This window comes from Streptomyces sp. NPDC093221, assembly GCF_044753885.1.
Classification (GTDB): Bacteria; Actinomycetota; Actinomycetes; order Streptomycetales; family Streptomycetaceae; genus Actinacidiphila.
The window spans coordinates 90192-109720 of sequence record NZ_JBIVOA010000013.1 but is presented as its reverse complement, the minus strand read 5'-3'; the positions used below and the strand labels follow the sequence as shown (position 1 = coordinate 109720).

The 19529-nt window shown below is 71.5% G+C and carries 14 protein-coding genes; 5 read left to right on the top strand and 9 right to left on the bottom strand.

Going from position 1 to position 19529, the window contains the following annotated elements; genetic code table 11:
• The first annotated feature begins 268 nt into the window (after positions 1 to 268).
• Positions 269 to 2713, top strand: coding sequence for a DNA topoisomerase IV subunit A (locus tag ACIQCJ_RS33925; RefSeq protein WP_355338381.1), 2445 nt, complete (start codon positions 269 to 271; stop codon positions 2711 to 2713).
• Positions 2714 to 2881: 168 nt separating this feature from the next.
• Positions 2882 to 3820 carry a sucrase ferredoxin gene (locus ACIQCJ_RS33920; protein WP_402713664.1) on the top strand — a complete coding sequence of 313 codons (939 nt, stop codon included), beginning with the start codon at positions 2882 to 2884 and terminating at the stop codon, positions 3818 to 3820.
• Between the two features lie 90 nt (positions 3821 to 3910).
• On the opposite strand, the gene ACIQCJ_RS33915 is transcribed toward ACIQCJ_RS33920, so the two are convergent.
• From ACIQCJ_RS33915 to ACIQCJ_RS33905, 3 genes are all read right to left on the bottom strand, one after another.
• Positions 3911 to 4993 (bottom strand): ABC transporter substrate-binding protein, encoded by a 1083-nt coding sequence (locus ACIQCJ_RS33915; protein WP_355338375.1) that lies wholly within the window; start codon positions 4991 to 4993, stop codon positions 3911 to 3913.
• 71 nt (positions 4994 to 5064) lie between these two features.
• Complete coding sequence (locus ACIQCJ_RS33910; RefSeq protein WP_402713662.1) at positions 5065 to 5970, bottom strand: ABC transporter permease; 906 nt, start codon at positions 5968 to 5970, stop codon at positions 5065 to 5067.
• Entirely contained in the window at positions 5960 to 6775 is an 816-nt protein-coding gene (locus ACIQCJ_RS33905; protein ID WP_355338370.1) for an ABC transporter ATP-binding protein, read from the bottom strand. The genes ACIQCJ_RS33910 and ACIQCJ_RS33905 overlap by 11 nt, the downstream gene beginning before the upstream one ends.
• A gap of 252 nt (positions 6776 to 7027) precedes the next feature.
• On the opposite strand from ACIQCJ_RS33905, the gene ACIQCJ_RS33900 reads away from it, so the two are divergent.
• Together ACIQCJ_RS33900 and ACIQCJ_RS33895 are read left to right on the top strand one after the other, a co-directional pair.
• Entirely contained in the window at positions 7028 to 8710 is a 1683-nt protein-coding gene (locus ACIQCJ_RS33900; protein WP_355338367.1) for a sensor histidine kinase, read from the top strand.
• Entirely contained in the window at positions 8707 to 9399 is a 693-nt protein-coding gene (locus ACIQCJ_RS33895) for a response regulator (protein WP_355338364.1), read from the top strand. The genes ACIQCJ_RS33900 and ACIQCJ_RS33895 overlap by 4 nt, the downstream gene beginning before the upstream one ends.
• Positions 9400 to 9406: 7 nt before the next feature.
• Here ACIQCJ_RS33895 and ACIQCJ_RS33890 read toward each other — a convergent pair whose 3' ends face one another.
• From ACIQCJ_RS33890 to ACIQCJ_RS33870, 5 genes are all read right to left on the bottom strand, one after another.
• Positions 9407 to 11128 (bottom strand): cation acetate symporter, encoded by a 1722-nt coding sequence (locus ACIQCJ_RS33890; RefSeq protein WP_355338361.1) that lies wholly within the window; start codon positions 11126 to 11128, stop codon positions 9407 to 9409.
• On the bottom strand, positions 11125 to 11622 hold the full coding sequence (locus tag ACIQCJ_RS33885) for a DUF485 domain-containing protein (protein ID WP_355338358.1): 498 nt from the start codon (positions 11620 to 11622) through the stop codon (positions 11125 to 11127). The genes ACIQCJ_RS33890 and ACIQCJ_RS33885 overlap by 4 nt, the downstream gene beginning before the upstream one ends.
• A gap of 95 nt (positions 11623 to 11717) precedes the next feature.
• Positions 11718 to 12365 carry a response regulator gene (locus tag ACIQCJ_RS33880; protein WP_401724033.1) on the bottom strand — a complete coding sequence of 216 codons (648 nt, stop codon included), beginning with the start codon at positions 12363 to 12365 and terminating at the stop codon, positions 11718 to 11720.
• A gap of 50 nt (positions 12366 to 12415) precedes the next feature.
• A complete protein-coding gene (locus ACIQCJ_RS33875; protein ID WP_401723830.1) occupies positions 12416 to 13570 on the bottom strand; it encodes a sensor histidine kinase in 1155 nt (384 codons plus the stop codon).
• On the bottom strand, positions 13567 to 14046 hold the full coding sequence (locus ACIQCJ_RS33870) for a DUF1453 domain-containing protein (RefSeq protein ID WP_391048978.1): 480 nt from the start codon (positions 14044 to 14046) through the stop codon (positions 13567 to 13569). The genes ACIQCJ_RS33875 and ACIQCJ_RS33870 overlap by 4 nt, the downstream gene beginning before the upstream one ends.
• Before the next feature lie 358 nt (positions 14047 to 14404).
• Here ACIQCJ_RS33870 and ACIQCJ_RS33865 point away from each other — a divergent pair, with 358 nt between their 5' ends.
• The gene (locus ACIQCJ_RS33865; protein WP_402713657.1) at positions 14405 to 17194 is read left to right on the top strand and encodes a hypothetical protein; all 2790 of its coding nucleotides are present in this window, start codon (positions 14405 to 14407) and stop codon (positions 17192 to 17194) included.
• 19 nt (positions 17195 to 17213) lie between these two features.
• Here the strand turns inward: ACIQCJ_RS33865 and ACIQCJ_RS33860 are convergent, their stop codons facing one another.
• Positions 17214 to 19334, bottom strand: coding sequence for a type IIA DNA topoisomerase subunit B (locus ACIQCJ_RS33860; RefSeq protein ID WP_402713655.1), 2121 nt, complete (start codon positions 19332 to 19334; stop codon positions 17214 to 17216).
• Positions 19335 to 19529 lie beyond the last annotated feature (195 nt).

The following is a 19529-nucleotide window of genomic DNA, read 5'->3' as shown; positions in this document are numbered from 1 at the left end:
ACGCCGTGGGTGAACGTGCCCGCCGCGTCGTGGGTGAACGTGCCGTCCACGGCACGCTCGTACCGGGTGGTGGTCCGCGATGTCGGTAGTGCGGTCCACAATGGTCGGCGTCCCACCCGAGCCTTGTGCCCGTCCGACCGCTCGACTGATCGCTCGACTGATCGTCCGACCGTTCGGCTGATCGCCCGTCCGATCGTCCGACCGGCCACCGCCCGACCGCCCGACCGATCGCCTGTCCGCCCGTCCAGATGAAGGAGCAGCCGCCGAGATGGCCCGCCGCACCGCGAAGACCCCGCCGCCCGACGATTTCGAGGAGCGCATCCTCGACATCGACGTCGTGGACGAGATGCAGGCCTCCTACCTCGAGTACGCCTACTCGGTGATCTACTCGCGGGCGCTTCCCGACGCCCGTGACGGGATGAAGCCGGTACACCGCCGCATCGTCTACCAGATGAACGAGATGGGGCTGCGGCCCGACCGCGGCTTCGTCAAGTGTGCCCGCGTGGTCGGCGAGGTGATGGGCAAGCTTCACCCGCACGGGGACGCGTCGATCTACGACGCCATGGTGCGGATGGCCCAGCCGTTCTCGCAGCGGCTCCCGCTGGTCGACGGACACGGCAACTTCGGCTCGCTGGACGACCTGCCCGCGGCGATGCGTTACACCGAGGCCCGGATGTCCGGCCCGGCCCAGCTCATGGTGGAGTCGATCGACGAGGACACCGTCGACTTCGCCCCCAACTACGACGGCCAGGAGCAGGAGCCCGCGGTCCTGCCGTCCGCGTACCCCAACCTGCTGGTCAACGGCGCCTCCGGCATCGCCGTCGGCATGGCCACCAACATGCCGCCGCACAATCTGGGCGAGGTCATCGCCGCCGCGCGCCACCTCATCAGGCACCCGAACGCCGACCTCGACACACTGATGCGCTTCGTGCCCGGCCCCGACCTGCCGACCGGCGGCCGGATCATCGGACTGACCGGCATCCGGGACGCGTACGAGTCGGGCCGGGGCACCTTCAAGATCCGCGCGACGGTCGCGGTGGACGACGTGACGCCGCGCCGCAAGGGCCTGGTCGTCACCGAACTGCCCTTCACGGTCGGCCCGGAGAAGGTGATCGCGAAGATCAAGGACATGGTCAACGCGAAGAAGCTCCAGGGCATCGCGGACGTCAAGGACCTCACCGACCGCGAGCACGGCCTGCGGCTGGTCATCGAGATCAAGAACGGCTTCAACCCCGAGGCCGTCCTGGAGCAGCTCTACAAGCTGACGCCGATGGAGGACTCCTTCGGCATCAACAACGTGTGCCTGGTGGACGGGCAGCCGCTCACCCTGGGCCTGCGCGAACTGCTCCAGGTGTACGTCGACCACCGCTTCGAGGTCGTCCGCCGCCGCAGCGAATTCCGCCGCACCAAGCGCCGCGACCGGCTGCACCTGGTGGACGGTCTGCTGGTGGCCCTCATCGACATCGACGAGGTCATCGCGATCATCCGGGCCAGCGACAACTCGTCGGCGGCCAAGGAAAGCCTGATGGAGCGCTTCGGGCTCTCCGAGATCCAGACGCAGTACATCCTGGACACCCCGCTGCGCCGCCTCACCCGCTTCGACCGGATCGAGCTGGAGTCCGAGCGCGACCGGCTGAACGCGGAGATCGCCGAGCTGACCCGGATCCTCGACTCGGACGCGGAGCTGCGCAAGCTGGTCTCGGCCGAACTGGCCGCGGTCGCCAAGCAGTACGGCACCGAGCGCCGTACGGTCCTGCTGGAGTCGGCGGGCGCGCCGCTGTCCTCGGTGCCGCTCGAAGTGGCCGACGACCCGTGCCGCGTGCTGCTCTCCTCGACCGGGCTGCTGGCCCGTACGACCAACGGCGAGGACTTCAGCGACGGCGGTGCCAAGCGCGCCAAGCACGATGTGATCGTCTCGGCGGTGCCGACCACGGCGCGCGCCGACATCGGCGCGGTGACGTCCGCCGGGCGGCTGCTGCGGCTGACCGTGATCGACCTGCCGATGCTGCCGGACACGGCCGGGGCGCCGTCGCTGGCGGGCGGCGCCGCGCTGTCGGAGTTCCTCACCCTGGAGGACGGCGAGCGGGTGCTGTGCCTGACCACGCTCGACGAGTCCTCGCCCGGCCTCGCGCTCGGCACCGAACAGGGCGTCGTCAAGCGCGTCGTGCCCGACTACCCGTCGAACAAGGACGACTTGGAGGTCATCGGCCTCAAGGACGGTGACCGGGTGGTCGGCGCGATGGAGCTGCGCACCGGCGAGGAGGACCTGGTCTTCATCACCGACGACGCGCAACTGCTGCGCTACCCGGCCGCGCAGGTACGCCCACAGGGGCGGCCCGCGGGCGGCATGGCGGGCGTCAAGCTCGCCGACGGCGCCAAGGTGATCTCCTTCACCGCCGTCGATCCCGCCGTGGACGCGGTGGTGTTCACCGTCGCGCGCGCCGAGGGCACGCTGGACGACACGACCGAGGGCACCGCGAAGCTGACGCCGTTCGAGCAGTATCCGCGCAAGGGGCGCGCCACCGGCGGTGTGCGCTGCCAGCGGTTCCTGCGCGGCGAGGTCGGTCTCGCGCTGGCCTGGGCGGGTCCCGCGCCCGCCCGCGCCGCCACGCCCACCGGCACGCCCGCCGAGCTGCCGCCGAAGGACCCGCGCCGCGACGGCTCGGGGGTGCCGCTGGTCAAGCCGGTCGCGGTGGTGGCGGGACCGGTGTAGCGCCGGGCCGTACGCGGGCCGGTCGCACGGGGGCGTGCGGCTTGTCGTACAGGCTGTCGTGCGGCCGGTCGTACAGGCTGTCGTACGGGTCGCTGGATACGGGCGCGGTGGCGGGGGCCGCCGCGCCCCGGGATTCGGGGGCCGCCGGGAGGCAATAGGCTCAGCCGGGTGAGCACCTGCACCAGCGCCTCGGCGTCCCTCGCCGAACCGGTGGCCGCCACCGCGGCCACCGCACGGACGTGGCTGCTGATCGAGCAGCCGGGCCCGTGGGGGGCGAAGGCGCTGGGGGCGAGCCGGCTGGACCCGGCGACCGGCCGCCAACTGGAACGGCTCGCCGACGGCACCGGCACCCGCGTCGCCCTGATCCGCCGCCCCGGCAGACACGCCGACCTGCACCTTCCGCGTCGGCACCGGGTCTACCTCGCGCACACCGCGCCGGGCGCCTCCTGGGTCCATACCGCCGAGGTCGCCGACCCGGCGGAGCTGACCGCGCTGGACTTCACCGCGCTGGGCGCGGGCGCGCACAACGGATTCGGCGACGCGTACGACGGCGCGCCCCTCGCCCTGGTGTGCACCAACGGCAAGCGGGACCGCTGCTGCGCGGTGCGCGGCCGGCCGCTCGCCGCGGAGCTGACCGCCTCGGGCGGCAGCGAGGTCTGGGAGGTCACCCACCTCGGCGGACACCGTTTCGCGCCGACCATGCTCGTGCTGCCCTACGGCTACACGTACGGCCGGGTGGACGCGCACCACGCGAAGGACGTACTGGAGGCGGCGCGCTCCGGGCGAATGGTGCTGGACGGCTGCCGGGGCCGCTCGGCGTGGGACCGTCCCGGACAGGCGGCCGATCTGGCCGTACGGGAGCTGACCGGTGAGGACCGTACGGCGGCCGTGGTCGTGGAAGCCGTGGAGCGTACGGCCCCGGCGCCTTCGGGCGACGGCACCTGGGCGGTGCGGGTGGCGCACGTCGACGGGCGGGTCTGGGAGGTGACGGTGGCGCAGGTCGCGTCGCTGCCGCCGCGCCCGGAGAGCTGCGGCGCGGCCCTCGGCACACCCGCCCGGATGGAGGTCACGGGGATCGAGCGGGTGGCCGGGGGCCGCGCGTCGTAGGGCTCTTCGCCGGGCGCTCACGGCGAGGCGCTGCGTGAGCAGGCGCTACATGAGCAGGCGTTATGTGAGCAGGCGCTACATGACCGGGCGCTACTTGACGTTCTTGACGAACTCCGTGGTGTAGGTCTTCTCCAGGTCGACCTTCTTGCCCTTGAGGTTCGGGTTGAAGGACTTCAGGACCGCCTCCACGGTGGCCGGGCCGTCGGGGGGCATCACGCCGTCGGTGGTGAACATCGGCAGCGTGGCCTTGATGGAGTCGGCGTACAGCTTGGCGCCGCCCTGCGCGTAGTCGGAGGGCATCTTCGCGGCGATCTCCTCGGGGGTGTGCGTGGACATCCACTTGAGGGTCTTCACGAAGGCGTTGGCCAGCTTCTGCACGGTCTCCTTGTGGCCGTTCACCCAGTCGGTGTTCATGTAGAGGCTGGAGGACGGGTAGAGGCCGCCGAGCGCCTCCCGCGAGCCCTCCGGCGTGCGCATGTCGTACAGCACCTTGCCGATGCCCTTGTCGAGGATCTGCGCGACGGTCGGGTCGGTGGTCATACCGGCCTGGATGGAGCCCTGTTGGAGGGCGGCGATGAAGGTCTGGCCAGCGCCGACGGTGACGGGCGTGAAGTCGCTGACCTTGAGGCCGTTGTGCACCGCGAGGTACTTGGTGAGGAAGTCGGTGGACGAGCCGAGGCCGGTCACACCGAGCTTCTTGCCCTTGAAGTCCTTGGCGGAGGTGATGTCGCCCGCGGCCTTGGTGGAGACCACCTCGACCTCACCGGGGGCCTGTGCGAACTGCACGACGGACTCGATCATCTTGTTCTTGGTCTGGAGGTCGAGGGTGTGGTCGTAGAAGCCGACGGCGCCCTGCACGTCACCGGAGACCAGCGCCGTGGTGGCCTGCACACCGGCCGGTTCGCTCAGCAGCGTCACGTCGAGGCCCTCGGCCTGGAAGAAGCCGAGTCTCTGGGTGAGCATGGCGGGCATGTAGATGACCTTGTCCAGGCCGCCGACCATGATCTTGACCTTCTCGGCGTTCTTGGCCGCCGGGGCCGTGGAGCCCGCGTCCCCGGTGGAATCCGAGCCGGAGCCGGAGCCGGACGCGGCGTCGTTGGCACAGGCGGTGAGTGTGGTGAGGGCGAGGGCTCCGGCGAGGGCGAATGCCGGGAGCTTGGCGTACTGGCGCATGGTCACGTCCTTGTGAGAGCGGAGGGTGGGCGCGCGCGGGGGCGCGGGATTTCGGGGAGGGCGACCGCGGCTCAGCGTTCGGCGCCGGGCTGGGCGGGCTTCCAGCGGAAGAGCCGCTTCTCCAGGTAGGTCAGCAGGCCCTCGGCGATGAGGGCGACGACGGCGAGGATCACCATGGCCGCGTAGACACCGGCGGCGTTGAAGGTGCCCTGCGAGGCGGAGACCAGCAGGCCGATGCCCTTGGTCGCGCCGATGTACTCGCCGACGATCGCGCCGATCAGGGCGAAACCGAAGCTGACGTGCAGGCTGGTGAAGATCCACGACGTGGCGGCCGGGATCACCACCTGGAGGGTGACGCGGCGGTTGCTCGCGCCGAGGACGCGGGCGTTGGCGACCAGATTGCGGTCGACCTCGCGGGCCCCCTGGAAGGCGTTGAAGAACACCGGGAAGAAGACCAGGACGACGGCGGAGGCCACCTTGGAGGCCGGGCCGAGGCCGAACCAGATGAGGAAGATCGGCGCCAGCACGATGCGCGGCATCGCGTTGAGCACCTTCACGTACGGGCCGAAGACGTCCGAGAGGAAGGGGATCCGGCCGAGCGCGATGCCCAGCACCACACCGCCGGCGACGCCGATGACCCAGCCGTACAGCGCCTCGTAGAGCGTGTACCAGATCTGCTCGCCCAGGGGGCCCTGCGGTGTGCCGTGCATCGTCCACTGCCGGATCTGGTCCCAGATCTTGGACGGCATGGAGAAGTTGAACGGGTCGATGACCCCGGTGCGGGCCGACCACTCCCACAGGCCGAGCACGAGGACGAGGACGGCGAGGCGGCTGGCGTACACCAGGAGGGTGCGGTTGCGGACGGCGCGGGCGCGGGCCTCGGTGCGCTGGGTGCCGGCGCCGGGCCCGGCCGGGACGGCGTCCTCGGGGGCGGCCCCGGTCCGGGGGGCGGCCGGGGCTGCGGACTCAGGCGGCATGTCCGACGCTCCTCTCGCGGGTGATGCGGACCTCTTCGCCAAGCGACGACCAGATCTCGCGGTAGATCTCCACGAAGCGCGGCTGGAGCCTGACCTCCTCGACCTTGCGGGGCCGCGGCAGGTCGATCGTGAAGACCTCCTTGACGGTGGCGGGCCCCGCGGTCATCACGACGACCTTGTCGGCCAGTGCGATGGACTCCTCCAGGTCGTGGGTGACGAACACCACCGAGGACCCGGTACCGGACCACAGCTCCAGGAGTTCGTCGGACATCAGGGCCCTGGTCTGCACGTCGAGCGCGGAGAACGGCTCGTCCATCAGCAGGATGTCGGGGTCGTTGACGAAGGTCGCGGCGAGCGCGACGCGCTTGCGCTGGCCGCCGGAGAGCTGGTGCGGATAGCGGTCCTCGAAGGCGGTCAGGCCCACGCGGGCCAGCCAGTCGCGGGCCCGCTCCTTGGCCTCGGCCTTGCCGACACCGCGGAAGCGCGGCCCGGCCATGACGTTGGACAGCACGGTCCGCCAGGGGAAGACGGCGTCCTGCTGGAAGACGAAGCCGACGCCGGGGTTGATGCCGTTCACGGCCTCTCCCGAGACCAGCACCTCGCCTTCCGTGGGCTCCTCCAGGCCGCTGACCAGGGTCAGTGTCGTCGATTTGCCGCAGCCGGTCGGTCCGACGACCGCGACGAACTCACCGCGTTCCACGGTCAGGTCCAGGTCTCTCACGGCGGTGTGCAAGGCGCCGGACGGGGTCCTGAACGCCTTGCTCGCCCCCCGCAGCTCGATGGCGGGGCTCGTTTCGCTGCTCATGGCGGTGGAGGCTAGGAGCGACCACCGCGGCGGCGGCAGTCTTGTGGGCGCAAGGAGCCTTCTGCGCGCAAGCCGGTCTTCTGCTCGTTTTGCTCGCCCGCGCACAACGAAAGCGAAACGGAGTCTGCCCATCCGGCTCCGCGGGGTTTACCTTGCGTTGACGACAGGGCTGTCGACGTACGCGTGGGGTGGGGACGCGGGTCGGCCGCCGCGACTGTCGGCGGACCGGTTGGAATGCGGAGGAGCCCCACGATGCGGATCGGATGGCCGCGCCGTGTCTCGGCGCAGGTCCTGTTGGTGCAACTGGCGATCACGGCGGGCGTCACGGCGCTCGCCACCGGGCTCTTCCTGGCGCCGCTCAGCCACCAGCTCGACGAAGAGGCGATGCACAGGGCGCTGGCCATCGCGGAGACCGTGGCCGTCGATCCCGAGGTCGCGCGGGCCGTGGTCTCGTCCCGGCCGACGCCGGACGGCCCGGTGCAGGCGGAGGCGGAACGGGTCAGGATCGCCACGAAGGCCCTCTACATCGTGGTGATGGACACCCACGGCATCCGGTGGTCGCACACCGACCCCAAGCGGATCGGCGAACCCGTCTCGACCGATCCCAGCGTGGCGCTGGCCGGTGACGAGATCATGCAGATCGACCGCGGCACGCTGGGGCGCAGCACCCGCGGCAAGGTGCCGCTGTACGACTCCTCCCACCGGATCGTGGGCGCGGTGTCGGTGGGCATCAGGTACGACGGCATCCTCAACCGGGCGATCGGCCTGGTGCCGGGTCTGCTGATGTACGCGGGCGCGGCGCTGGGCGTGGGCGTGCTGGCGGCGGTGTGGGGTTCGCGGCGGTTGCAGAGGGCCACGCACGGGCTGGCCTTCGCGGACATATCGGCGCTGCTCGACGAGCGGGAGGCCATGCTGCACGGCGTCCGCGAGGGCGTGGTCGCACTGGACCGGCAGGGGCGGGTGCGGCTGGTCAACGACGAGGCGCAGCGGCTGCTCGGGCTCGACGGCGCCGGTGACGGCGCGGCCACCGGGCGGCCGCTGGACGAGCTGCTGCCGCCTGGCCGTACGACGGACGTGCTGGCGGGGCGGGTCGAGGGCGCGGATCTGCTGACGGTCAGCGGCGGCCGGGTACTGGTCGCCAACCGCATGCCGACCGGTGACGGCGGGGCCGTGGTGACGCTGCGGGACCGTACGGAACTGGAGCTGCTCGGCCGCGAACTGGACTCCACCCACGGGCTGCTGGACGCGCTGCGCGCCCAGGACCACGAGCACGCCAACCGGCTGCACACCGTGCTGGGCCTGCTGGAACTGGGCCTGCACGAGGAGGCGGTGGGCTATGTCGCGGAGGTCGCCGACACCCATCGGGCGTCGGCCGAGGTGATCGCGGACCGGGTGCACGATCCGCTGGTGTCCGCGCTGCTGGTCGGCAAGGCCGCCATCGCGGCGGAGCGCGGGGTGTCGCTGCGGGTCGCGCAGAGCACGCTGCTGCCCGACCGGGTGGTGGACCCGCGCGATCTGGTGACGGTGCTGGGCAATCTCATCGACAACGCGCTGGACGCCGCCGCCGGGCACCGCGTGTCCCCGGCGATGTCCGCCGCGCCTTTCGTGGAGGTCGAACTGCGCGCCGAGGACGACACGACCCTGCTGCTGCGGGTGTCGGACACGGGGCCGGGAGTGCCGCCGGAGGCGCGCGAACTGATCTTCACCGAGGGCTGGTCGACGAAGGAACGTCCGCCGCACCGGGGGCGCGGTCTGGGCCTCGCGCTGGTGCGCAGGCTCGCCGAGCGGTACGGGGGTCTGGCGCGGGTGACGGCGCGGGCGGGCGGTGGCGCGGTGTTCACGGTGGTGCTGCCCGAGGCGCTGGCCGAAGGAGTGCTGGCCGGTGGGGCGCTGGCCGGAGGAGTGCTTTCCGCGGCTGGGGAGGCGGCGCGATGATCGACGTACTGGTGGTGGACGACGACTTCCGGGTGGCGGAGATCAACTCGGCCTATGTGGGCAAGGTGCCGGGCTTCCGGGTGGCCGGGCGGGCCCACACCGCGGCGCACGCGCTGTCGGTGCTGGAGCGCACCCGGATCGACCTGGTGCTGCTCGACCACTATCTGCCGGACGAGACGGGTCTGACGCTGGTCCGCCGGATGCGGCAGCACGGGCACCACGCGGACGTGATCATGGTGACGGCGGCGCGTGATGTCGCCACCGTGCAGGCGGCGATGCGGCTCGGCGCGTTGCAGTACCTGGTGAAGCCGTTCAGCTTCGCCGGTCTGCGGGCCAAGCTGGACGGTTACGCGGCGCTGCGCCGCACCCTGGAGGGGGTGGGCGGGCGCGGCGAGGCCGGGCAGGAGCAGGTCGACCGGATCTTCGGCGCCCTGCGTACGGCGGGCGCGTCCTCGGCCGAACTGCCCAAGGGGCACTCCGCGCCGACCGCCGACCTGATCCGCCGCGTCCTGCACGAGGCGGGCCGCCCGCTGTCCGCCCACGAGGTCGCCGAACGCGCCGGGCTCAGCCGCTCCACCGCCCAGCGCTACCTGAAGTACCTGGAGCAGGCGGGGCGGTTGAGCCTCACCCTCAAATACGGCGACACGGGCCGTCCCGAACACCGCTACGCCTGGGCCGCCACCGGCTGAACCGCCGTTACGCGGCCCCGGCGCCGGTGAGCGAACGCACCTCCGTCTCCGCGTACTTGCCCGCGTCCGCCTCCTCCGGCGACAGCAGGGTGCCGAGCCAGCCCGCGAGGAAGCCGAGCGGGATGGAGATCAGGCCCGGGTTCTCCAGCGGGAAGAGGTGGAAGTCGACGCCGGGGAAGAGCGCGTCGGGCCTGCCGGAGATGACGGGCGAGAACACCACCAGGAGCAGGGCCGGTACGAGGCCGCCGTAGATCGACCAGACCGCGCCGCGGGTGGTGAACCGGTGCCAGAACAGGGAGTAGAGCAGGGCGGGCAGATTCGCGGACGCGGCGACGGCGAAGGCGAGGCCGACCAGGAAGGCGATGTTCTGGTCCTGCGCGAAGAGGCTGAGCCCGATGGCGACCGCGCCGATCCCGACGGCCGCGAATCTGGCCACCCGCACCTCGTCCTCCTCCATCGCCCCTTCCTCCACCGCGTCGGCGGTGACCCGCGCGGTGCCGGGGGCCGCGGCCTCGCGCTTGGCGCGCCTGTTCTGCCGTGCCTGCGTTTCCGCGACGGGGCGGCGGCGCAGCGTGGCGTAGAGGTCGTGGGCCACGGAGGCCGACGACGCCAGGGTGATGCCCGCCACCACGGCCAGGATCGTCGCGAAGGCCACCGCGCCGACCACCGCGAACAGCACGGTGCCCCCTGTCGTCCCCTCCCCGCCGCCCAGGATCTCGGCGAGCAGCGGCACCGCGGTGTTGCCCGCGGCGTTGGACGAGCGGACGGTGTCGGTGCCGACGACCGCCGCCGCTCCGAAACCGAGCACGATCGTCATCAGGTAGAAGGCGCCGATCAGCCCGATCGCCCAGACCACCGACCGCCGCGCGGAGCGTGCCGTGGGCACCGTGTAGAAGCGGGACAGGATGTGCGGCAGGCCCGCCGTCCCGAGTACCAGCGCCAGGCCGAGGCTGATGAAGTCCAGCTTCGACGCCCAACTCCCGCCGTACTTCAACCCGGGAGCCAGGAAGGCGTTGCCGTGCCCGCTGCCCGCCGCGGCGGCGTGCAGCAGACTCCCCGGATTGCCGTGGAAGCGGACCAGGACCATCACGGTGAGCGTCACCGTGCCGCCGATCAGCAGCACCGTCTTGACGATCTGGATCCACGTCGTCGCCCGCATCCCGCCGAAGGACACGTAGAACACCATCAGCGCGCCGACCCCGACCACCGTCCAGGTGCGCGCCGCGCCGTGCCCGCCGAGCAGCAACCCGACCAGGCTCCCGGCGCCGACCATCTGCGCCACCAGATACAGGATCGACACCACCACGGACGACGTGCCCGCCGCGATCCGCACCGGCCGCTGTCTCATCCGCGCGGACAGCACATCGGCGAGCGTGTACCGCCCGCAGTTGCGCACCAACTCGGCGACCAGCATGAGGACCACGAGCCACGCGACGAAGAACCCGACCGAGTACAGCAGGCCGTCGTACCCGAAGAGCGCGATGAGCCCGGAGATGCCGAGGAAGGACGCAGCCGACATGTAGTCGCCCGCGATGGCCAGGCCGTTCTCCATCGGGGTGAACAACCGTCCCCCGGCGAAGAACTCCACCGACGAGCTCCGCCGCCGTCCCGCCCACGCCGTGATCGCCAGCGTCACCGACACGAAGATCGTGAACAGCACGATCGCGAGGCCCTGATGTTCCCCGGCCGAATCCGCCAGATACCCGCCATTGAACCGACCGCTGTTCAACGCACCCGCTCCTGCCCGGTCCTGGTCGCCAGCGTCCAGCGCAGATCGAGCGCCGCCCGGTCCCTGCGCAGCCGCGCGTGCCGGGCGTAGGCCCACGTCAGCAGGAACGTCGTGGCGAACTGCGCCAGCCCCGCGACCATCGCCACATTCACGTCACCCGCGACCTGATGTCCCATCAGGCCCGGTGCCGTGGTGGCCGCCACCACGTACAGCAGGTACCAGGCCAGGAAGCCCGCCACCACCGGGAAGGTGAAGCTCCGGTACCGGTCGCGCACCTCCTGGAACGCCGCGCTGCCCTGCACCTCCAGATACACCGCCGACCGGTCCACCGGCCGTCCGTCCTGGCCCGCCTGCGGTGTGCCCTCGGGCCGGGTCCGCCCCGGCGCGGGGTCGGGGGCCGTCTGATCCGGGACCCAGAGACCGGCGTCCGCCGCGTCCTGCCACGGGTCGTTCACCCGCAGCGCCCCGGGGTCGCCCCCGTCGTGCTTGTCCACCGAACACTCCTCGTTCCATCGGCCGATCGGCCGATGTGCCCAATCATGGACAGAGCGGGAAGATCCAGAACGAACAAGTAGAAACCTTCACCCCATCAGGTGATGCCGTGCCGGTAGGCATATCCGACCGCCTGTGCGCGGTCCCGCGCCCCGGTTTTGGCGAACAGGTTGTTGATGTGCGTCTTCACCGTCGCCATGCTCACGTGCAGCCGCGCGGCGATCTCGGCGTTGGACAGCCCTTCGGCCACCAAGGCCAGCACTTCCGCCTCCCGGGCCGTCAGCCCGTCGGGCAACTCCCCCCGTCCCGCCGCCCCTTGGCCCGGCTCTCCCGCCCCGCCCGGTCCGCTCCCCCGTCCCTCCGGCCGCCGCTCGGGGCCCGCCCCGGTCAGCGCGTCCAGCATCCTGCCCTGCACCGCGGGCGACAGCCCCGCCCGCCCGGCCGTCACCTCCGCGATGGCCCGCGCGATCTCCTCCCCTCCCGCGTCCTTGGTCAGGTATCCCCGCGCCCCCGCCCGCAGCGCGGGAAAGAGCGAGCCGTCGTCCGCGAACGTCGTCAGCACCACCACCTGCGTCCCCGGATACCGCGACCTGATCCGCCGCGTGGCCTCCACCCCGTCGCAGCGCGGCATCCGCAGGTCCATCAGCACCACCTCCGGCCGGTGTTCCCCCACCAGCCGTACCGCCTCCTCCCCGTCGGCCGCCGCTCCCACCACCTCGATGTCGGGCAGCAGCCCCAGTAGCATCACAATTCCCTCACGCACCACTGTCTGGTCGTCCGCGACCACCACCCGCGTCACGCGGGCACCCGCAAGCGCACCACGAAGCCCTCCTCGGCCGGTCCGGCGTCGAGCGCGCCGCCCAGCAGCTCCGCGCGCTCCCGCATCCCCAGAAGACCGTAGCCCGATCCGGATGCCCTCAAAGAGTTATCCACAGGCGTCCTGCTCCCGAAGTCCCGGAACTCCAGCTCCACCTCCTCACTCCGGTACTCCAGCCGCAGCGCGACCTTCGCTCCCGGCGCGTGCTTGCGCACATTCGTCATCGCCTCCTGTGCCACCCGCCGCACCGCCAACCCCGCCTCCGCGGGCAGATACCGCGCTTCCCCTTCCACTTCCAGGTCCGCCCCCTCCGAAGCGACCAGCTCCCGCAGGAAATCCTCCACCGATGCCATCTCCCCACGCAGCGCCGACAGCGCCTGCCGCGTCTCGGCCAGCCCCTCCCGCGCCATCTGCCGGGCCGCGATCACCCGCCCCAGCACCACGTCCCGCTCGACGCCCCGCTCGATCAGCAGCCGCGTCGCCTCCAGGTGCACCGTCTGCGCCGACAGGCTGTGCGCCAGCACATCGTGGATCTCCCGCGCGATCCGGGCCCGCTCCGCCAACGCCGCCGACTCGGCCTCCGCCGCCCGCGCCGCCCGCTCCTGGACCAGCAACCGCTGCGTGTTCCCCCGCGCCTCGGCGTCCAGCCGCACGACGTACCCGATCAGCCCCAGCCCCGCCACCGTCAGCGACGTGACCAGCCAGCCGCCGGAGTCGCCGACCAGTGCGTAGGCGGCCAGCGCCGTACCGGCGAGGGGCGCCGCCGCAGCCAGCGGCAGCCGCTCCATCCCGAGCACCGCGCAGCCGCACCACAGCAACGTCGCGGGCACATCGGCGCCCGCCGCGTGCAGCCCGAAGGCGGCGCCCAACATCAGTGCGATCAGTGCGACGGACGGCGCCGCCCGGTGCGCGAGCGTGAACCGGAAGAACGCCCACACCACGACGGCCGCCACCGCCAGCCCCAGCACGGACGCCGCGGTCAGCCACCCGTTGAGGTCCGTGCGGGCCAAAATCCCCCAGAGCGCCGCGGCGGCGAAGAGCAGCCGCACTCCCCGGCCGAACGCCCGCCGCGCGGACGACCGGTTCTCGCGGGACAGCGCCTCCTTCGAAGGCCAGGACGTCCAACCGCTCATGAGGCCGTACGGTACGACGGCGCCACGCTCTGGGCCCGCCAGGCGAGCACCCCGGCGCGTATCAGCAGCGTGGCCGCGAGCGCTATCAGGAACGAGCCGCTGTCCTGGTGGACCCCCATCGCCGTACCCACCCCGTACAGCCCGATCCGCACCGCGACCCCCGCCGCCCAGACCGCGACGGTGACCTTCCCTCCCTGCGCCCAGACCGTCCCGTCCCTCTCGGTCCACAACCGTGTGGTCCACGCCCATGCCAACCCCATCCCCACAGCGACCACCAACTCCACGGCCAGCAGCGCGACCGCCGTCTGCCGGTGCTCCGGGTCGATCAGCCCGTGCTGCCGCAGCGACATGAACACCAGCACCGCCGGTATCAGCCACCACCGCCGGCCGCCCGTGACCTTCCTGGGCCGCAACTGGCGGGTGACCACCACACCGATGACCGCCACGATCACCAGCGCATCGATCAGACCGGACATGACGGACGCCTCCGTAAAGCGACTCCCACGAGGCCGGCGGGTTCGCCGACATCTCAGAATCTACGGAAACCCCCAGCTCAGCGGATCAAACCGGGGGTTGAATCTCCCTCTCCACCCCCGGGTGGAGCCCCCTCCACCAACGCCCCCGTGCTGTGGGCGACCACGCCGTTCCGGCGCCGGTCCGGCACCGGTCCGAGCGCCCGCCCGGTGAGCGGATCCCCTGCGTCCGGGGGGCGGCGCTGCGTACGCTTTTCCAGCGACCGGCGATCGGATCGTCGGACAACGGGGAGGGCACCGTGTCGGATCTCGGCCAGCGGAACGTGGAGCGCCGGACACCGCACGGTGGGGAGGCGGGAGCGTGAGCCAGTCCGTACGCGCCGAGAGCGGTTTCGCCTACGGGGTCGTGGGCGCGGACATCCACGTGTTCGGCGACGGCGTCCCGGTCTACCTGCTGCAACGCTGGCAGCCGCCGGTCCTGCCGGACGACGGCTTTCTGTTGAATGTACCGAGCCGGATGCTCAACGCGCGTTTCCGGGTCGTGGAGTTCACCGGACGCACCGCCGAGTTGACCTCGTTGCGGCGCTGGCGCGACGGCGGCGGTCCGCTGGCCGTGCAGTGGCTGTGCGCGCCGGGCGGACAGGGCAAGACCCGTCTCGCGGACCGCTTCGCGCAGGAGTCGCTGGCCGAGGGCTGGCAGGTCGTCACCGCCACCCACGGACCGGGGAGCGTGCTGCCGCCTCCTGGCAGTCAGGACCTCCGCGACCGGGGCGACGCGGGTGTGCTGCTGGTCGTCGACTACGCCGACCGCTGGCCGCTGACCCATCTCATGTGGCTGTTCGGCAACGCGCTGGTGCACCGCGACAGCGGGCGCGGCGCCCGGGTGCTGCTGATCGCCCGCGGCGACGAGGTCTGGCCGAGCGTGCGCGCCGCTCTCGCGAACCAGCAGGCCAGGACCTCGCTGCAACGGCTCGCGCCGCTGTCCGACGAGGTCGGCGGTGACGGCGCCGCCGCGTCCCCGCGGTCCGAGATGTTCGCCGTGGCCCGCGACAGCTTCGCCGCGCGTTACGGCGTCTCCCCCGGCGGCATCGCGGCACCGGCCCCGCTCGGTGACGCGGCCTTCGGCCTGACCCTGGCCGTGCACATGGCCGCCCTGGTCGCCGTGGACGCCGACGCCCACGGGCTGCGCGCGCCCACCGACCTCGCGGGCCTGTCCAGCTATCTGCTGGACCGGGAGCAGTTGCACTGGGCGCGGCTGTACGGGGACCCGGATCACGAGATCGCCCCGTCCGCACCAGCGTTCCGCACCTCGCCCGCGCTCATGAACCGCACCGTGTTCACCGCGGCGCTCACCGGGCCGGTCAGCCCGGAGGAGGGGCGGGTGGCCATCAGCGACCTCGCGGTCCGGCTGCCGGCCGATCGCATCCTCGCGGATCACGCGGTCTGCTACCCACCGGCCGAGGCCGACCGCGACACCGTCCTGGAACCGCTGTACCCGGACCGGCTCGCCGAGGACTTCCTGGCGCTGACCCTTCCCGGCCACCGGGCCGACTACCCGGCCCAGGACTGGGCCGGGCGCACCGTCAGCGCCATGCTCAGCGGCACCGACGTGGTGAGCGACGCGGTCACCGGAAGCTGGATGCCGCGCGCCGTGGTCTTTCTGACCGCCGCCGCCCAGCGCTGGCCCCACGTCGGCCCCCTCCACCTGTTCCCGCTGCTCGGCACGGCCCCTCAACTCGCCGTCATCGGGGGCAGCGCCGCGCTGGCCACGCTCGCCGCCCTTGACGACATCAGCCCCGAACTCCTCGAAGCCGTCGCGATGTTCTTCCCGCCGTTCAACCGGCGCAGTCCCGACCTGGACCCCGGAATCGCCGCCGTCAGCACCCGGCTGCTCCCGCACCGCCTGGAGCGCGCCAGAAACCCCAACGACCAGGCCGCGGAGCGGCACGAACACGGCGTCCGCCTCCACCACGCCGGTCGGCTGGAGGAGGCGCTGGCCGAATCCGAGGCCGTCCTGGCCCAGTTCCGGGCCATCGCCCGTGACGGCGTCCCCAATCCCTCGCTCGTCCCCGTGGTCGAAGGCAATCTGGCGTTCGCCCTCAAGGCGTACGCGGACCGCCTGGGCGAGGTCGGACGCCGGGCGGAGGCCCTGGCCGCCACCGAGGAAGCCGTCGCCGTACAGCGCAGGCTGGCCGCGTACGACGAGCAGTACCGCCCCGACCTGGCGAGCGGCCTGCTCGGTATCGGACGGGATCTGTCGTACGCGCAGCGCTGGGACGACGCGACGGCTGCCCTGGAGGAGTCCGTGACGCTCCTGCGCGCGCTGGCCGCGGAAGAGCCCGGCAAGCACGAGTCGAACCTCTCCGCCGCCCTGGCCGCCCTCGGCGTGTGCCACCTGCGTATCGACCGTCCGCGGTCGGCGGTCTCACACGGCCGGGAGAGCGTCGCCCTGCGCCGCCGTCTGCACGCGAAGGACCCGTCCGCCCACGCCATGTCCCTGGCCAACGCGCTCTATCACCTGGCCGCCGCCCTCGAACGTGTCGGCGATCCCGACAGCGTCCCGCTGGCCCACGAGGCCGTCGAGCTCTACCGCGACCTCGCCCGGGTCAATCCCGCCGCCTACGAGCGCGAACTCGCCGACGGGCTCAACGGACTCGCCGTACGCCTGCTCGTCGCCCAACGCCCGGAGGAGAGCCTGACCGCGGCTTACGAGAGCGTCGCGATCCTCCGCCGCGTCAGCGCCCGCGAGGCGATCGCCGAACAGCACACCTTGGCCGAGGCTCTCGGCGTCCTGCTCGGCGCGCTGATGGTCACGGGCCGCTTCGCCGAGGCCACCGACACAGCCGACGAGTGCGTCATGGTCTGCCGCCGCATGACCGAGAAGGACCCCGTGGCCCTCCACCGCCTCGCGGGGGCCCTGCTCATCGCCGCGGAAGTCCGCGTCACCCCGGCCGACCCCCGCCTCGACGAAGCCCTCACCCTCTTCGACGAGGCCACCGAGATCATGGACCTCTACGCGATCTCCCCTCAGGGCGGCCCGGCCCTCCACCACCGCGTCGGTTCCCGCCTCATAGAACTCCTCACCGCCGCCGACCGCCCCGCCCCCGCCGCCCGCCTCCGCCGCACCCTCCAGAACCCAACAACCCCCTGACGCCCGGCCCGGCCGCAGGTCAGACGTCGATCCGCGACCGGTCCAGGGTCGTGGCGGAGTTGGTGATGAACTCCTTGCGGGGGGCGACCTCGTTGCCCATCAGGAGGTCGAAGGCCTGCTCGGCGGATTCGAGGTCGCTGATGTTGATGCGGCGCAGGGTGCGGTGGCGGGGGTCCATGGTGGTTTCGGCCAACTGGTTGGCGTCCATCTCACCGAGGCCCTTGTAGCGCTGGATGCTGTCCTTGTAGCGGACGTTGCGGCGCTGGAGGTCGAGGAGGGTCTGGCGCAGCTCGTTGTCCGAGTAGGTGTAGACGTACTTGTCCTGGCCCTTCTTGGGCTGGACGAGTTCGATGCGGTGGAGCGGGGGGACGGCGGAGAACACCCGGCCCTGTTCGACCATCGGGCGCATATAGCGCTGGAAAAGGGTGAGCAGGAGGCAGCGGATGTGGGCGCCGTCGACATCGGCGTCGGCCAGGAAGATGACCTTGCCGTAGCGGGCCTGGTCGATGTCGAAGGTGCGGCCGGACCCGGCTCCTATGACCTGGATGATCGCGCCGCACTCGGCGTTCTTGAGCATGTCCGAGATGGACGACTTCTGGACGTTGAGGATCTTGCCGCGGATCGGCAGCAGCGCCTGGAACTCGGAGTTGCGGGCCAGTTTGGCGGTGCCGAGTGCCGAGTCGCCCTCGACGATGAACAGTTCGCTGCGGTCGACGGCGTCGCTGCGGCAGTCGGCCAGCTTGGCGGGGAGCGAGGAGGTCTCCAGCGCGGTCTTCCTGCGCTGCGCCTCTTTGTGCTGCCGGGCCGCGATGCGGGTCCTGGCGGCGGCGACGGTCTTCTCCAGGACGGCGCGCGCCTGGGCCTTGGCGTCCCGCTTGGTGGAGGTCAGGAACTCGCGCAGTTCGGTGGCGACGACATTGGCCACGATGCGGTTGGCGGCGGAGGTGCCGAGCACTTCCTTGGTCTGGCCCTCGAACTGCGGCTCGGCCAGACGCACGGTGATCACCGACGTCAGGCCCTCCATGGCGTCGTCCTTGACGATGTCGTCCTCGGCGACGCGCAGTAGTTTGGCCGAGCGCAGCACCTCGTTCATCGTCTTGGTGACGGAGCGCTCGAATCCGGTCACATGGGTGCCGCCCTTGGGGGTGGCGATGATGTTCACGAAGGACTTGGCGGTCGTCTCGTAGCCGGTGCCCCAGCGCAGCGCGATGTCGACGCCCAGCTCGCGGGTGACCTCGGTGGGGGTCATGTGGCCGCGGTCGTCGAGGACGGGCACGGTCTCCTTGAAGGTGCCGCTGCCGGACAGGCGCAGGACGTCGCAGATCGGCTTGTCGGGGGCGAGGAACTCGCAGAATTCGCTGATGCCGCCGTCGAAGTGAAAGACCTCCTCGACGGGCTTGTCGGTCTCGATGCCGCGCTCGTCGCGCACCACGATGGTCAGGCCGGGCACCAGGAAGGCGGTCTGGCGGGCGCGCTGGTGCAGGTGGTCCAGGGAGAGCTTGGCGTCCTTGAGGAAGATCTGCCGGTCGGCCCAGTAGCGCACGCGGGTGCCGGTGCGGGTCTTGGGGACCCGCTTGGCCTTGGTGAGCCCGCTGGCGGGGTCGAAGGGCGCCTCGGCGCCGGATTCGGTGAAGATCCCGGGGACCCCGCGGCGGAAGCTGATGGCGTGCGTGGCGCCGTTGCGGTCGACCTCGACGTCCAGCCGGGCCGACAGCGCGTTCACCACGGACGCGCCGACACCGTGCAGACCGCCGGAGGCCGCGTACGAGCCGCCGCCGAACTTCCCGCCGGCGTGCAGCTTGGTCATGACGACCTCGACGCCGGACAGGCCCGTCTTGGGCTCCACGTCCACCGGGATGCCGCGGCCGTTGTCCCGGACCTCGACCGAGCCGTCCTCGTGCAGGATGACCTCGATGCGGTCGCCGTGACCGCCGAGCGCCTCGTCGACGGAGTTGTCGATGATCTCCCAGACGCAGTGCATCAGACCGCGACTGTCTGTTGACCCGATGTACATACCGGGCCGCTTGCGAACCGCTTCCAGCCCTTCGAGGACGAGCAGGTGCCGCGCGGTGTAGTTGGAGCCGTCGCGATCTGCACCCGTCAGCAGCGCAGAGGACGGCACGGATGTTTCGGCGGTCACGCGGGCAGCTCCTCGATCAGGAATGTTCTGAAGTTTTTTTCAGCCGTGTCGGTGAGAGGGTACCGATGCCGGGAGGGGTGACAGCGCCGCGACCCGGTATCCGGGCCTCAACACGGCCCTCGTCCCGGCTTCCATGCTAGCCCTCTTCGAGCATGCGTTCGATAACCCGCGCGAGTGATACACATGTCACGTTCC

What these genes read in the sequence shown, in the direction of transcription:
- ACIQCJ_RS33900 (WP_355338367.1), top strand. Translation starts at nt 7,028, where the DNA reads ATGCGGATCGGATGGCCGCGCCGTGTCTCGGCGCAGGTCCTGTTGGTG.
- ACIQCJ_RS33875 (WP_401723830.1), bottom strand. Translation starts at nt 13,570, where the DNA reads ATGAGCGGTTGGACGTCCTGGCCTTCGAAGGAGGCGCTGTCCCGCGAG.
- ACIQCJ_RS33915 (WP_355338375.1), bottom strand. Translation starts at nt 4,993, where the DNA reads ATGCGCCAGTACGCCAAGCTCCCGGCATTCGCCCTCGCCGGAGCCCTC.
- ACIQCJ_RS33870 (WP_391048978.1), bottom strand. Translation starts at nt 14,046, where the DNA reads ATGTCCGGTCTGATCGATGCGCTGGTGATCGTGGCGGTCATCGGTGTG.
- ACIQCJ_RS33925 (WP_355338381.1), top strand. Translation starts at nt 269, where the DNA reads ATGGCCCGCCGCACCGCGAAGACCCCGCCGCCCGACGATTTCGAGGAG.
- ACIQCJ_RS33895 (WP_355338364.1), top strand. Translation starts at nt 8,707, where the DNA reads ATGATCGACGTACTGGTGGTGGACGACGACTTCCGGGTGGCGGAGATC.
- ACIQCJ_RS33880 (WP_401724033.1), bottom strand. Translation starts at nt 12,365, where the DNA reads ATGCTACTGGGGCTGCTGCCCGACATCGAGGTGGTGGGAGCGGCGGCC.
- ACIQCJ_RS33905 (WP_355338370.1), bottom strand. Translation starts at nt 6,775, where the DNA reads ATGAGCAGCGAAACGAGCCCCGCCATCGAGCTGCGGGGGGCGAGCAAG.
- ACIQCJ_RS33910 (WP_402713662.1), bottom strand. Translation starts at nt 5,970, where the DNA reads ATGCCGCCTGAGTCCGCAGCCCCGGCCGCCCCCCGGACCGGGGCCGCC.